We start from the raw sequence: 14,089 nt of genomic DNA on the forward strand, positions 1-14,089 counted from the left end.
TGAACGAAATCTAGGCTCCCCCGCTCTCTTTTCTTCTGTCGATCATTGCTTCGATGGCGCGATAGATGCGCGGAACGTACTCGTGCTTGTAAGGATAGATCTCGACGGGGTCGCTCGTGTGAACGAGCATTGCCGGATCGGCTTCAAATACGATGAGCCTTCCGTCTTGCCCGATCGCGCAATCGATCCCGAAATACTCTAGGCCGACAGCGCCGGCGACGTTTCGTAAAACGCTTTGCAAACCGTTTGTAAAGATCGATCCCATGTCGATCATGAACGCGGCCTCCTCGTCGCGCATCCACTGGTGTTCGCCCATAGGCGCGTTGTAGTAGTGAATCATCCAGCTGGGCGAGATCGCTAGATGCACCGGATAGGGCTCGCCGTCGACGAAAACGATGCGGTACTTGCGATAGTTTCCGTCACCGCTGACGTAGTCGATGAAGGGGCTCACGAAGTACGCCGGCGCTCCGACGCGCGCGGCGTACTCGCGCAGCTCCCGAGTGCTGACGAGACGCGCGAGATCGTGACCGGCATGCGAACCGACGGGACGTGCGATGATCGGATAGGCAAACGGCGACTCACCGGCCGCCAACGACTCGGCGCCGGCCTGCGCAACCGCCGCGACGGTGCAATCGACTCGCGCCAGCGTTTCGCCCAAGCGGCGTCGTCCCACCCCCAGGACGCGTTCGGGCGCGTTGAGCGACGGCCGGTCTTGCGCGTCCAGAAACGTTCGCGCCAAGCGCAGCGCTCCAACGGCCTCGTCGGATTCGGCGATGGCGTTGAGCACGACGTCGTACGGCGGCAACCTTTCGTGCGAGGCCTGCGCATCGTCGAGCAAATACAACTTGCAAAAACTCGTCGTCCTGCGGTCGAACAAAAAGTCGACCGGAACGTTGGCTTGCCAATCGCCGGGGGTGCAAAGCACCAGCAAACTGCGCTTTTCGTTGGGTGCGCGGTGCGCGAAGGCGCGCTGATGCGAGAGTGCGCGTTTTTGGTGGGCGACGGCTTCGCCGAGTTCGCCTTTGATCTGCAGCAGCTCGTACATGCCCAAGTTCGCGGCAACCGACGAGGGTTCGACCTCGAGAGCTTCGTCGAACAGCCGCCGAGCCTCGTCGATGCGGCCCTCGCGCAAGACCAGACCGGCTTTCCCGATTAACGACGCGACGAACTTCGGAGCGCGAGCCAGCGCCGAATCGTACGCCAGCATCGCTTCTTTGGGCGCGCCGAGTTCGTCGAGCGTCATGGCGAGATTGTTGTAGAGAACGGCTGCCCCTGGAAACTGCACGATTGCTTCCGAGAACGCCGCGACGGCTTCGCGCATCCGTCCCTGCGCGCGCAGCGCGACCGCCTTTTCGTTGAGCGATTGGATCGATTCGGCCATGCGGGGAGTTTACGCGGACGCTCCTGAAGCTCCCTAGCGATGCCTTCCATTCCGTTTCCCAAGAAAAAAGTGCCGCGAGAGACCGCGGTCGAGCAGCTTGCCGTTCTCGAGCGCACCTACCCGCACGCCGTTACGGCACTGAACTACGAAAGCGATTTCCAACTCCTCGTTGCGGTCATCCTCTCCGCTCAATGCACCGACGCACGAGTGAATATGACGACGCCGGCGCTCTTTGCGAAGTATCCGACGCCGCAGAAGCTGGCGGCAGCCGATCAGTCCGAGGTCGAGAAGATCATCAAATCGTGCGGCTTCTTTCGAATGAAGGCTCGCAACATCATCAACTGCGCCCGCGACCTGGTCGAGCGTTTCGGGGGTGAAGTTCCTCGCGACCGCGAGGATTTGGAATCGCTGGCCGGCGTCGGCCGAAAGACGGCGAGCGTCGTCATGGCGGCGGCTTTCGAGGAAGCCGCGCTCGCGGTCGACACGCACGTCTTTCGCGTCTCGCATCGACTGGGAATTACGCTCGGCAAGACGCCGCGTCAGGTCGAGGACGATCTTACGGCGCTGCTTCCCAAATCGAAGTGGGGGGATGCCACGCACTGGCTGATCATGCACGGACGCGCGATCTGCAAAGCCCCGACGCCGCAGTGCGCGCGCTGTCCGGTGAACGCCCTGTGTCCAACGCCCGCGATTATCAGTCGAACGTTAACGGCCCGGGTCCGTGCAAGTGGCTCGGCGGTTCCAACTCGGCGTCGGAAGCCAGCTGTTTCAAAAGCGAAGAAGCGGTAAGGTCGTCGCCGTAACCGGACTCGGTCGAAATCTTTGAGAGGTTGACCAGTGCCGGCGCGTTCGCGTTGGGATCGAACTGGTAATCACCGTCGAGGTCGAGTCCCTTGATCAAAACCAGCTGATTGACGTCGTCGAGCTCGAGCGATACGCGGTGGTCGGCAAAGCGCAAGCGTAGGCGAAGCGGGCGTTCGAGACGTATCAGCTTGACGCCGTTGCGCTCGCCGATAATCGCGTTGAGGCGTTTGATGCCGGTGGCGAGGTGCTCGGCAAAAAGACGGAGCGACTCCTCGGCATCTTCGGGCATGCGCTCGACGGCTTTCCCGCTCGCTTCGTCAATGGCTTTATCGACCTCGCGACGTGTGCGCAGTTTTTGCGCGGCGGCGACAATGGGGTTCTGCGCGGTGAACTTGGGATCCATGGGATCGGGCATATCGGAGCCTTCGCAATTTTCAGACTTTCTTCATGCAGTACGCCCACGCTAAACGGACCTTTCACGTTTGTAAAAGCTTCGAGGTGTCACGATGAATCTCCGCAAGCGCTTCCTCCCATTCACCCTTTCCCTTCTCGCGCTGGCAGCGGCCGGCTGCGGAGGGCATAATGGGTCTTCGGGCACACCCCCGGAGGTCACGAATGGGCCGATGACGAGCGACACGGTTATCAGTACCGATTCCGTAATCAAACGCCTAAAGAAGAAGGTCGTCATCGGGTCGACGATCGATCCGAAGTTCGGCCAACTCAATCCTTACGGGCTCACCGTCGCGCCTTCAACCGCCGGACTTTTTACGGCAGGCGACCTTGCGGTTTGCAACTTCAACGCCAAAAGCAACATCCAGGGGACCGGCTTCACGATCGTTGCGCTGCATCCCACGCCGGGGTCGAAGCCGACGCTGGTTTACGGCAATAAGAAGATCTTGCGAGGTTGTAACGCACTTGCGCTTGCGCCGGGCAACTTTATCTGGGCGGCGGATTTCGTTGCCAACGACAATCCGATCATCCAGCCGAACGGGAAACTGTTGATGAACATCAAGGGCTCGTTCCTCGACCATCCGTTCGGACAGGCATACGCTGCGCCGACCAAGGGCGACACCGCGTTTTACGAGAGCAACGCCGGCAACGGTACGATCGTGCGCTTCGACGTCGTCAAAAACACGGCGCAGGTGATCGCCAAAGGTTTCAAAGTCAATCACGGCAAGCCCGGAAGCATTCTCGGTCCGTCGGGATTGAACTACAATCCGAAGAACGACACGCTGTACGTCGTCGATGGAGCGAACAACGCCGTATACGCCCTTGCCAACATAACTTCGGTTCCCCAGAACTGCCTCGCGCTCGCAAGCGACGGCGTGCACTTCTCCGGCTGCAACGCTAAGAACGCGCAGGTTGTGTACATCGGCAAACCGCTCAACGGACCGATCAGCTCGGCGCTGTTGTACAACGGAAATCTCGTCATCGGCAATACGCTCGATCCGAACGGAAAGAACCTCATGATCGAAATTACGCCCCGCGGAAAACTTCTCGACGTAAAAAACGTCGACAAGGGCGCCGCCGGCTCGCTGTTCGGAATGGTCGCCACCGGAACGAGTGCCGCGACGACGAAGCTCTATTTCAACGACGATAATCAGAACAACTTAGAGGTGCTCGAGCCGTAAAAGCGGACGCAGCAAAAAGCGGCGGCGCGGTTTTCACCGCGCCGCCTTTCTATATGATGATATGAGAAGGACGTGTTACTGGGGTTTCGAGCTCGGCTTGGCCGAGGTCTTGGCCATCGGCTTAGCCGCGGGCTTTGCCGTCGACTTGGCCATCGGCTTCGCCGTCGACTTGGCCATCGGCTTCGCCGCGGTCGCGGCCTTAGCACTGGCTTTCGGGCTCGGGCTTGGGCCGGTGGCGGCCATCGCCGTACCGGTCATCAAGAAACCCGAAGCTACCAAAGCTGCAAGAAGCTTCTTCAAAAAGATCACCTCCTTTCGCTCAGTTTCGAACGGCCGTGGGTTCGAGCGAGCGGGGAGGCGACCCTCTACTTGGCTACTTCCCCTTGCCGACGAGTCCTCGCGAGATGACTAGCCGCTGAATCTGCTGCGTCCCCTCGTAAATCTGCGTGATCTTGGCGTCTCGCATCATCCGCTCGACGGGATACTCGGACGAGTACCCAAAGCCCCCGAGCACCTGGACGGCGTCGGTCGTCACCGACATCGCGACGTCGCCGCATTTGAGCTTGGCCATTGCGGCCCACAGCGTGACGTCGGCCGCGCCTTCGTCGCAGCGCCGCGCGGCTTCGTAGAGCAGCAAGCGCGCCGATTCGACCTCGGTCTTCATGTCGGCAAGCATGAATCCCACCCCTTGATGTTGGCCGATCGGTTTTCCGAACGCGATGCGTTCCTTGGCGTAGCCGGTGGCGTAGTCGAGCGCTCCGGCGGCGATGCCGAGCGCCTGCGCGGCGATGCCGGGGCGCGATTTGTCGAGCACGCGCATGGCGATCTTGAAGCCTTCGCCTTCTTCGCCGAGGCGATTGGCCGCGGGTACTTCGCAGTTATCGAAGATCAGCTCGTTGGTCGGCGATCCCCGAATACCCATCTTTTTCTCTTTCTTACCGACCGAGAATCCGGACATCCCTTTTTCGACGACGAACGCGCTGACGCCGCGCGAGCCGGCTTGCGGATCGGTGACCGCGAAGACGCACACGACGTCGGCAACGCTGCCGTTGGTAATCCAAATCTTTTGACCGCTCAGCGAGTACGAGTCGCCTTTGCGGACGGCGCGCGTGCGCATCGAACCGAGCGCGTCCGAGCCGCTCGACACTTCGGTGAGCGCGTACGCGGCGAGATGTTCGCCCGAGGCGATCTTCGGCAGGAAGCGGCGCTTTTGTTCGTCGCTGCCGGCGATCATGATCGGCAGCATTCCGAGCTCTTGGACGGCGACGATCAGCGAACTCGACGCGCACGCTTTGGCGATCTCTTCGACGACCTTTACGTACGTCACGAACGTGCCGCCCAGCCCGCCGTATTCGCTGGGAATGGGAATTCCGAGCAGATCGTTCTGTGCAAAAAGGTCTTTGATGTCCCACGGAAACTCGCCCGTTTCATCGATCTCGGCCGCACGCGGCGCGACCTTCTCGGCGACGAGCTCCCGTACGGAAGCCAGGATGAGCGCCTCTTCCTCATTGATTGCCGATTGCATGGATGCCGTCATATCGAGGGCTTCAACATTGCCGCATCCAAGCCCCGGGATATGCAGAAGGTTTACGCCTCGTGCGCCGACGCCGTTGCCGATATTCCCAGCGGCGCCTCGCTGGCGGTCGGCGGCTTCGGGCTCAACGGCATCCCTCACAACTTGATCGAGGCGCTGCTCGAGCAAGGCGCAACCGGCCTCGTGACGGTTTCCAACAACTGCGGGGTCGACGGCTGGGGATTAGGCGTCCTGCTCGACCATCGGCGGATTCGGCGGACGACGGGATCGTACGTCGGCGAGAACAAGGAGTTCGAGCGCCAGTATCTCCACGGCGAACTTGAGGTCGAGTTGTGTCCCCAAGGAACCTTGGCCGAGCGTTTGCGCGCCGGCGGCTGCGGCATTCCCGCGTTTTATACCGCAACCGGCGACGGTACGCTCGTTGCCGACGGAGGGCTGCCGTGGAAGCACAATGCCGACGGCAGCGTAGCGATTGCGTCGCCGAAGAAGGAGACGCGCGTTTTCAATGGGCGCGAGTACGTGCTCGAACAGGGCATCGTCTGCGACTTTGCGCTCGTGCGCGCGTCGATCGGCGATACCGCCGGCAATCTCGTCTTCCACAAGGCGACGCGGAACTTCAATCCGCTGTGCGCGATGGCGGGAAAGATTACCGTCGCCGAGGTCGAGGAACTGGTCGAGCCCGGCGCGATCGATCCCGAGAACGTTCATCTGCCCGGCATCTTCGTGCAGCGCATCGTGCACGTCGGTCCGCAAGGCAAGCGCATCGAGCGCGTCACTACCCGCAAGAAAGGCGCTTGAGATGCCCTTAACTCGCACTCAGTTGGCCGCGCGCGTCGCCCAAGAGCTGCGCGACGGGCAATACGTCAACCTCGGAATCGGTCTTCCGACGCTCATCCCGAACTACGTGCCCCACGGCGTTACGGTGACGCTGCAAAGCGAGAACGGTATTCTGGGGTTCGGTCCGTACCCGTACGAAGGTGACGAAGACCCCGATCTCATCAACGCCGGGAAGGAAACGGTAACGGTGCTTTCGGGCGCATCCTTTTTCGATTCGGCCCTATCGTTTGGAATGATTCGCGGCGGTCACATCGATCTTGCCGTGCTGGGGGCGATGCAGGTCTCCGAACACGGCGATTTGGCCAACTGGATGATTCCGGGCAAGATGGTCAAGGGCATGGGCGGCGCGATGGATCTGGTGCACGGAGCCAAACGCGTGATCGTCATGATGGAACACGTGGCCAAAGGCAACGCGCAGAAAATCGTCAAGCAGTGCTCGCTTCCGCTAACGGGCAAGCGCGTCGTTCACCGCATCATCACCGACATGGGAACGATGGACGTTATGCCCGAGGGTCTCGTTCTGCGCGAACTCGCGCCCGGAGTTACGTTGGACGAGATACGGGCAGCGACGGAACCAAAGCTTCACGTTCCGGTCGCGCCGATGGTGATGGAGGTTCCGGCGGGCGTCGCATAGCAATCGTGTGCACCATTGGAGGTGTATACATGATTCGTACTCGTATCGGTCAAGCCGTTGCGGCGCTCGTTTTCGCAGGAATATTCATGGGCATCGGGGCGGGCATCGCGCTGGCGGCGCAGCCGCACATGGTCAACGCGCGCGGATATCTCTACTCGGCGCTGCACGAGCTGCAAGCCGCCGTTCCGGATAAAGGCGGGTATCGCAACAACGCGATCAACTCGGTCAATGCGGCAATCAATCAAGTCAACGGCGGTATCCACTGGGCCGCGACCCACTAGACTGCGTTAGGCTGAAATCTCTCTAAACTGGGTTCTATAGAGGCGTGAATAGAGGCCGCCGCGCGCGAGAAGATCCGCGTGGCGGCCCATTTCAACGATGCGCCCCGCGTCGACGACGAAGATCACGTCGGCGGCGTGGATGGTCGACAGGCGGTGCGCGATCACCAAGCTGGTCCGTCCGCGCATCACCGTTACCAGCGCTGCCTGAATCGCGGCTTCGCTTTCGGAATCGAGCGAGCTGGTCGCCTCGTCGAGAATTAAAATGCGCGGATCCTTGAGCAGCACGCGGGCCAGCGCCAAACGCTGACGCTCCCCGCCGGAGAGCTTGTGACCGCGCTCGCCCACGACGGTTTCGTAGCGGTCGGGCAGCGTGTCGATGAAGTCGGCGATATGGGCGGCGGTGGCGGCGGCGCGCAGCTCGTCGTCGTTCGCATCGGGTTTACCGTACCGCAGATTGCTGGCGATCGTATCGTGGAAGAGGTACGTCTCCTGCGTGACGATGCCGATATCGCGGCGTAGCGATTCCAACGCGACGCCGCGGACGTCGTGACCGTCGACGCGTACGATGCCGGTTTGCGGATCGTAAAAGCGCGGCACGAGCTGCGTTATCGTCGTCTTGCCCGCTCCCGACGGGCCGACGAAAGCCGCCACTCTCCCCGGTTCGACGTGAAACGAGATGTTGTCGAGCACCGTGCGCTCGGTGCCCGGATAGGCGAACGTAACGTGCTCGAACTCGATGTCACCGCGCACGCCCGGAAGCACGACGGCGTTAGGCGGCTCGTACTCTTCGGGCTGCATTCCCAAATAATCGAAGATGCGTTCGAAAACCGCAAGCGCGCTGACGATCTGCACTTGAATGCCGGCAAGCGCGGCAGCGGGTCCGTAGAGACGTTGATTGATGAACCCGACGAATGCCACCACCACGCCGACTTGAAGTCCCGACGCGAGCGCGTACCAGCCGCCGCCCAGCCACACGATCGCCGGTCCGACGATCGTCATCGCGCCTAAGCTGGCCATGAACCACCGGCCGACCATTGCAAGATCGATCTCGAGCTGCATGAGCCGCGTGCCGGCTTCGTAGAACCTCGACCGCTCGAACGCTTCGCGCGCGAACGATTTGATGAGCGTGATGCCCGAGATCGAAAGCGTCTCTTGCGTGATCGATTCGATCTCGTCGCGCTTCTGGCGCGTCTGCTTGCGTACGTCGTACATGCGGCGTCCCACCGGACCGAGCGGAAGCACCATCAGCGGAACCACGACGATCGAGATCAGCGCGAGGCGCCAGTTCCAAACGAACATCGCCACGAGCGTGGTCGCGATGATCGCGAGGTTGGTGACGATCGTCGTGAGCGTGCCGGTGACGACGTTGTCGATGTTGTCCACGTCGTTGCTGACGCGGTTCATGATCTCGCCGGTCTTCGTGCCGGTGAAGAAGGCGACCGGCATGCGGTGCAAGTGGGCGACTAGACGCGTGCGGATGTCCCGCATGATGCCTTCGCCGACGATCGAGTTGAGATATCCCTGTAACACGCTCAGTGCGGCCGACACCAGCGCCGCGACGAGCATGACGCACACGTCGGCGACGAGCTCCCGGTAATCGCGGTGCGGAAATGCCGAGTCGATGATGCGCGCCATTACGAATCCGGGCACCAGCCCGAGGGCCGAGCTGAGCAAGATGCAGACGAGAACGACCGATTGTTGACGCCAGTAGGGCGCGAACAGCTCGCCGATGCGGCGCCAATCGATGCGTTTATGAACCTGCGGCTTCTCAGGGCCGTAGATGTTCGACCACATGAGGCCGTGGCCGGCCATCACGGTGTCACCGCGTTTCTATCGCTTTCCGTTACGAAGCGCCGCAAGTTCCTTGAAAAGCTTCTTCTCTTTGTCGTTGAGATTTTGCGGGAGCTGGCCGATCAGCCGAACGTACTGATCGCCGGTGCCGCCGCCCTTGACGCGCGGCATACCGCGGCCCGACAGACGCAGTAAACGGTTGTTCTGCGTCCCTTCCGGGATCGTCATCGCGACTTGACCGCTCAAAGTGGGAACCTTGACGTCGCCGCCGAGCAGCAAATCGTAGATGCTCACGGGCAGGTCGACGTAAAGGTCGTCGCCCTTACGCCGGTAGGTGGGATCGTCGTTCAGCTTTACGATGAGATACAGGTCACCGGCCGGTCCACCGTTGAGACCTGCGCCCCCTTGTCCCGCGAGCCGGATGCGCTGGCCGTCGCCGATGCCTTTGGGAATCGATACCTCAAATTTCTTATTGACGAGAACGTGGCCGGTGCCGTGGCACTGTATGCACAGGTGTCCGCTTTCCGTACCGGTCCCGCGGCAACGCGTGCAAATGTCTTCAACCTGAAGCGAAACCGCTTTCTTCCCGCCGTCGTACACGTCGCGCAGTCCGAGCTCGATGGTGGTTTCGAGATCTTGGCCGCGCTGCGGGAAGCCGGTGCTCTGCGTCGTTTGACGCCGTCCGATTCCCGAAAAGAACATGTCGAAAAAATCCGAGAACCCGCTGGGGCCGCCGGGAGCACCGGCGCCGCCCGGTCCAAAGTTGAACTCGAACTCTTGACCGGCGCTGCGATAGCGGCGCTGCTGCTCGGCTTGACGCGCGGCCTCTTGCCAATTCGGGCCGAGCATGTCGTACTTTTTGCGCTTCTCGGGATCGCCGAGCACTTCATAGGCCTCGGAAATTTCCTTGAACTTCTCTTCGGCCTCGTGCTGATTATTCGGATTGGCATCGGGGTGCCACTTGCGCGCGAGCTTACGGTACGCGGACTTGATATCTTTCTCAGCCGCATTCTTCGGAACGCCTAGGACCGTGTAGTAATCCCTAAAGTTCATGCGTCGTGTTTGGCAACGATGACCTTAGCGGGACGCAAGAGCTCCTCGCCGATCGAGTATCCCTTTTGAGCGACTTCGACGACCGTGTCGTCGTCGGTGCCGTTGGTCGCCGCGGTCGTACCGATCGCTTCGGCGACGCGCGGATCGAACGGCTTGCCCTTGACCTCGATCTGGCGAACGCCTTCGCCGGCGAGCAGCGCTTCAAAGCCTTTGAGGGTTTGCTCGATTCCGCCGCGCAAACCGTCGCCGGCGCCGGCCTGCAGTGCTCGTTCCAGATTATCCAGGACGGGCAAGAAGCGCTCGAGCAGCATGCGGCGGTGCGAGGTCACGATGGAATCGATGTCGCGCTGCATCCGCTTCTTATAGTTCTCGAAGTCGGCCATCGCGAGCAAGAACTTATTGTAGTTGTCGTCGGCGCGCGCCCGTTCGGCCGCGAGCTGCTCTTCGAGCGAGTCCTGGAGCGTGGGCGCGTTCGAATCGGGTTCGTCGATTAACGCTTCGCCCGCCTCAGTTCTTAAAACTTGGTCGTCAAACATATCTTTCAATAAATACGATCGGAAGGTGGAAGTGAGGCGCAACGCAACGCGCGATGCGCCTCAGCACGAAGCTTATTTCGCTTCTTTGAATTCGGCGTCGATCACGTCTTCCGAGGGTTCCTCGGAAGTGCTGCCGTTTGCGGATCCCGCGCCGGCACCGGCTTGAGTGCCGTCGCCGTTCGTTGCCTGCGCGCCTTCAGGGGCGGCGGCTTTATAGAGCAGCTCGGCCATCTTATAGCTGGCTTGCTGCAGCCGCTCGATCGCGGGCTTGATCTCCGCAACCGTGCCGTTTTCGGTGACGCGTTTGAGCTCGGACAGCGCGTTCTCGACGTCGCCGCGGGCCCCGGCGTCGAGTTTGTCGCCGACTTCCTTGAGCGATTTTTCCGTCGAGTAAATGAGGCTCGACGCGTTGTTGCGCACCTCGGCCTCTTCGCGCTTGGCCTTGTCGGCCGCGCCCTGGAGCTCGGCATCCTTGACCATGCGATCGACTTCGTCTTTCGACAAATTCGTCGAGGCCGTAATCGTGATCTGCTGCTCCTTGCCGGTTCCGAGATCTTTGGCGGCGACGTTCACGATGCCGTTGGCGTCGATGTTGAACGTGACCTCGACCTGCGGAATGCCGCGCGGAGCGGGCGGAATGCCCTCCAAGCGGAATCTTCCCAGCGTCTTATTATCGGGCGCCATCGGCCGCTCGCCTTGGAGCACGTGAATGTCGACCGACGTCTGACCGTCTTCGGCCGTCGTAAAGACCTGCGACTTCTTCGTCGGAATCGTCGTGTTGCGATCGATCAGCTTCGTCATCACGCCGCCGAGCGTTTCAAGACCCAGCGAGAGCGGGGTCACGTCGAGCAGAACGACGTCGCGAACTTCGCCCGCCAACACGCCGGCTTGGATCGCCGCGCCGACCGCAACCACTTCGTCCGGGTTTACGGTGAGGTTCGGCTCTTTACCGGTGAGCTTGCGCACGAGTTCTTGAATGACCGGCATGCGCGTCGCGCCGCCGACCATGATCACTTCGTCAATCTTCGAAACGTCGAGCTTCGCGTCGGCGATCGCGCTTTGGAAGGGTCCCACACAGCGATCGGTGAGGTCGCCGGTAAGCTCTTCGAACTTCGCCCGCGTCAGCGTGTAGTCGAGGTGCTTGGGGCCTTCCTGATCGGCCGTGATGAACGGCAGGTTGATGCTCGTCTGCACGACCGACGACAGCTCGATCTTCGCTTTTTCGGCCGCTTCGGTAAGCCGCTGCATCGCCTGCTTATCCTTGGCGAGATCGATGCCTTGATCGCGGCGGAACTGCTCGACGAGCCACTCGACAACGCGGTGGTCGTAGTCGTCGCCGCCCAGACGCGTGTCGCCGTTGGTCGCCTTCACTTCGAAGACGCCGTCGCCGACTTCCAAAATCGAAACGTCGAAGGTGCCGCCGCCGAGATCCCACACGAGGATCGTCTCGTTGCCCTTCTTTTCGAGTCCGTATGCGAGCGCCGCTGCGGTAGGCTCGTTGATGATGCGCAGCACGTCGAGGCCCGCGATCTTACCCGCGTCCTTGGTCGCTTGACGCTGCGCGTCGTTGAAATAGGCGGGCACGGTGATGACCGCTTTGGTCACGCGTTCGCCCAAATAGTTGCTCGCGTCGTTGACGAGCTTTTGAAGAATCATCGCCGAAATTTCTTGCGGCGTGTAATCCTTGCCGTCAATCTTGACGTTGTAATCGGGCTCACCCATGTGCCGCTTGATCGAGCTGATCGTGCGGTCGGGATTGGTGATTGCCTGGCGTTTTGCCAGCTGGCCGACGAGACGTTCGCCGGTTTTTGTGAATGCCACCACTGAAGGCGTCGTACGCGAGCCTTCGGCGTTGGGGATAACGGTGGGCGAAGAGCCCTCCATAACGGCGACGACCGAGTTGGTCGTGCCCAGGTCGATTCCGACCGTCTTAGCCATTAACGTTCTACCTCGTTTGTGTAAAATATCCGAAGCCGTCCTGGACCAGCTATACCCTTCGATCGCTCCGGCCGAGGTTACAAGCCCGATGCGATGACGGCGGCGCCTTGCCGCTTACGGATGGAACGGATTGGGTTACCGCACCATGATACACGATGCGGCTGTGAAGTTGTTTCACTATTCAAAACAACTAAAAGAGGGGCCCAGGTTGCAGGTAACCCCTCTCTCTCTCTGGTGTCGCCCTGAGCTTCCGTGTCACCCTGAGCTTGTCGAAGGGTGACCAAGAACTAAGGCTGTTGCTCTTGCGGCGGCTGCTGTTGCTGCCCAGGTTGCTGTTGAAGTGCCTGAGGTTGCGCGGCGGGCGTCTCGCCCAGCTTGATCGCGACGAACTTTTTCATTCCCTGCGACCAGACGTTGAGCCGGATCGTATCGCCCGGTTTCTTTGAGGCGATGTAGTCGTGCAGGCCTTTGACGTCGCCGTACGGCTTGCCGTCCGCCTGGAGGATTACGTCGCCCGGTTGGATGCCGGCCTGGTCGGCGGGCGAGCCGGAGAAGACCTGCTGCACCGCGATGCCGCTGCCGCCGTTGTAACCGATCTGGTTTTTGATGCCGGCGGTCAGTTCGGCCATGTAAATGCCGAGGAAGCCCGTGTCGGTGCCTTGGTGAGCGCCGGGATTCTTCTCGAGCGAGGCCACGACGCTGCGTATGGTGTTCGAGGGGATCGCAAATCCGATGCCCTGCGCATAGGCCGATTTAACGGTCGATTGATTCATCCCGATTACTTGGCCGTCAATATCGATCAGGGGTCCGCCGGAGTTGCCGGGGTTGATCGGTGCGGAGGTCTGCAGCAAACCTTTGAAATCGATCTCGGCGCCGTTTTCGGTCGGAATCGGTTCCGAACGGTTGAATGCCGAGACGACGCCGACCGTTACCGTCTGCTGTAGTTGGAGCGGCTCGCCGATCGCGATCGCCCACTGTCCCTGTTCGAGGCGGCTCGAATCGCCCAAGTCCAGCGGCGGGGGCAGTTTGCCGTAGTTATCGACGCGTAGAATGCCGACGTCGGCGGCAATGTTGTACGCGACGACGTGCGCCGGCACTTTATCGCCGTTTGCAAAGACCACCGTCAGCTTGGCCACCTTGCCGCCCTGCGGCGGCTGGAGCACGTGCGCGTTGGTCACGATGTCGCCGCGCGAGTCAATGACGAATCCCGATCCCGACGCTTCGCCGTGGTATGGCTGCACGATGCCGGGACCGCCTTGACCGCCGAAAAACTGTTGGAAGAAGGGATCGGCCGGAATTACTTCCTGGCCGTTGACCTCTTCGGTAATCGCGACCACCGACGATTTCGTGCGCTTCACGGCGCTGACGATGCGGTCTTGGTCGCTAACCCCGCTCAATGGCACGGCGGCGATTGCCGGCGGCGTGCCGGCCGGGCCGGTTGCACCAAAAAAATGACTGCTCGCATAGAGCATCATGAGGAAGCTGCCGATAACGGCGCCCACCAATCCCACGATGAGCGTGGGCAGAACGCGATTCTTCATATGCAGCATCTACCCGAGGCCGGAAAAAAAGTTACCGGCCGGGCGCCGCGGTTTTAAAACTTTAGCATCTCTTCACAATCGGCCGGCGGCTCGGCCGCCAGCAGCTCGCTTGGGAGCCGGCGCGCGAG

At 61.1% G+C, this 14,089-nt stretch carries 14 protein-coding genes; 5 read left to right on the forward strand and 9 right to left on the reverse strand.

Going from position 1 to position 14,089, the window contains the following annotated elements:
• Positions 1–10 precede the first annotated feature (10 nt).
• Entirely contained in the window at positions 11–1,381 is a 1,371-nt protein-coding gene (locus VGG89_08560) for a tetratricopeptide repeat protein (protein ID HEY1976582.1), read from the reverse strand.
• A 39-nt stretch (positions 1,382–1,420) separates the two neighbouring features.
• On the opposite strand from VGG89_08560, the gene nth reads away from it, so the two are divergent.
• Positions 1,421–2,170, forward strand: coding sequence for an endonuclease III (gene nth, locus VGG89_08565; GenBank protein ID HEY1976583.1), 750 nt, complete (start codon positions 1,421–1,423; stop codon positions 2,168–2,170).
• Here the strand turns inward: nth and VGG89_08570 are convergent.
• Positions 2,076–2,600, reverse strand: a complete 525-nt coding sequence (locus VGG89_08570; protein ID HEY1976584.1) for a hypothetical protein — start codon at positions 2,598–2,600, stop codon at positions 2,076–2,078. The genes nth and VGG89_08570 overlap by 95 nt on opposite strands.
• A gap of 208 nt (positions 2,601–2,808) precedes the next feature.
• Between VGG89_08570 and VGG89_08575 the strand changes: the two genes are divergently transcribed.
• Positions 2,809–3,816: a hypothetical protein gene (locus VGG89_08575; GenBank protein HEY1976585.1), complete on the forward strand. Its 1,008-nt coding sequence runs from the start codon at positions 2,809–2,811 to the stop codon at positions 3,814–3,816.
• A gap of 75 nt (positions 3,817–3,891) precedes the next feature.
• Here VGG89_08575 and VGG89_08580 read toward each other — a convergent pair whose 3' ends face one another.
• Together VGG89_08580 and VGG89_08585 are read right to left on the reverse strand one after the other, a co-directional pair.
• Positions 3,892–4,116 (reverse strand): hypothetical protein, encoded by a 225-nt coding sequence (locus VGG89_08580; GenBank protein ID HEY1976586.1) that lies wholly within the window; start codon positions 4,114–4,116, stop codon positions 3,892–3,894.
• 73 nt (positions 4,117–4,189) lie between these two features.
• Positions 4,190–5,353: an acyl-CoA dehydrogenase family protein gene (locus VGG89_08585; GenBank protein HEY1976587.1), complete on the reverse strand. Its 1,164-nt coding sequence runs from the start codon at positions 5,351–5,353 to the stop codon at positions 4,190–4,192.
• Between the two features lie 39 nt (positions 5,354–5,392).
• On the opposite strand from VGG89_08585, the gene VGG89_08590 reads away from it, so the two are divergent.
• From VGG89_08590 to VGG89_08600, 3 genes are read left to right on the forward strand one after another with little or no spacing between them, the layout of a single operon-like run.
• Entirely contained in the window at positions 5,393–6,148 is a 756-nt protein-coding gene (locus VGG89_08590) for a CoA transferase subunit A (GenBank protein ID HEY1976588.1), read from the forward strand.
• 1 nt (position 6,149) lies between these two features.
• Positions 6,150–6,821, forward strand: a complete 672-nt coding sequence (locus VGG89_08595) for a CoA transferase subunit B (protein HEY1976589.1) — start codon at positions 6,150–6,152, stop codon at positions 6,819–6,821.
• A gap of 29 nt (positions 6,822–6,850) precedes the next feature.
• The gene (locus VGG89_08600; GenBank protein HEY1976590.1) at positions 6,851–7,102 is read left to right on the forward strand and encodes a hypothetical protein; all 252 of its coding nucleotides are present in this window, start codon (positions 6,851–6,853) and stop codon (positions 7,100–7,102) included.
• A gap of 6 nt (positions 7,103–7,108) precedes the next feature.
• On the opposite strand, the gene VGG89_08605 is transcribed toward VGG89_08600, so the two are convergent.
• The 5 genes from VGG89_08605 to VGG89_08625 form a co-directional block, all read right to left on the reverse strand.
• The gene (locus VGG89_08605) at positions 7,109–8,914 is read right to left on the reverse strand and encodes an ABC transporter ATP-binding protein (GenBank protein ID HEY1976591.1); all 1,806 of its coding nucleotides are present in this window, start codon (positions 8,912–8,914) and stop codon (positions 7,109–7,111) included.
• 18 nt (positions 8,915–8,932) lie between these two features.
• Positions 8,933–9,946, reverse strand: a complete 1,014-nt coding sequence (locus VGG89_08610; GenBank protein HEY1976592.1) for a J domain-containing protein — start codon at positions 9,944–9,946, stop codon at positions 8,933–8,935.
• Positions 9,943–10,482 carry a nucleotide exchange factor GrpE gene (locus VGG89_08615; GenBank protein ID HEY1976593.1) on the reverse strand — a complete coding sequence of 180 codons (540 nt, stop codon included), beginning with the start codon at positions 10,480–10,482 and terminating at the stop codon, positions 9,943–9,945. Before VGG89_08615 ends, VGG89_08610 begins: the two co-directional genes overlap by 4 nt.
• Positions 10,483–10,554: 72 nt before the next feature.
• Positions 10,555–12,420, reverse strand: coding sequence for a molecular chaperone DnaK (gene dnaK, locus VGG89_08620; GenBank protein HEY1976594.1), 1,866 nt, complete (start codon positions 12,418–12,420; stop codon positions 10,555–10,557).
• A 287-nt stretch (positions 12,421–12,707) separates the two neighbouring features.
• The gene (locus VGG89_08625; protein ID HEY1976595.1) at positions 12,708–13,961 is read right to left on the reverse strand and encodes a trypsin-like peptidase domain-containing protein; all 1,254 of its coding nucleotides are present in this window, start codon (positions 13,959–13,961) and stop codon (positions 12,708–12,710) included.
• Positions 13,962–14,089 lie beyond the last annotated feature (128 nt).

It is taken from the genome of Candidatus Baltobacteraceae bacterium (genome assembly GCA_036488875.1).
Taxonomy (GTDB): Bacteria; Vulcanimicrobiota; Vulcanimicrobiia; order Vulcanimicrobiales; family Vulcanimicrobiaceae; genus JAFAHZ01.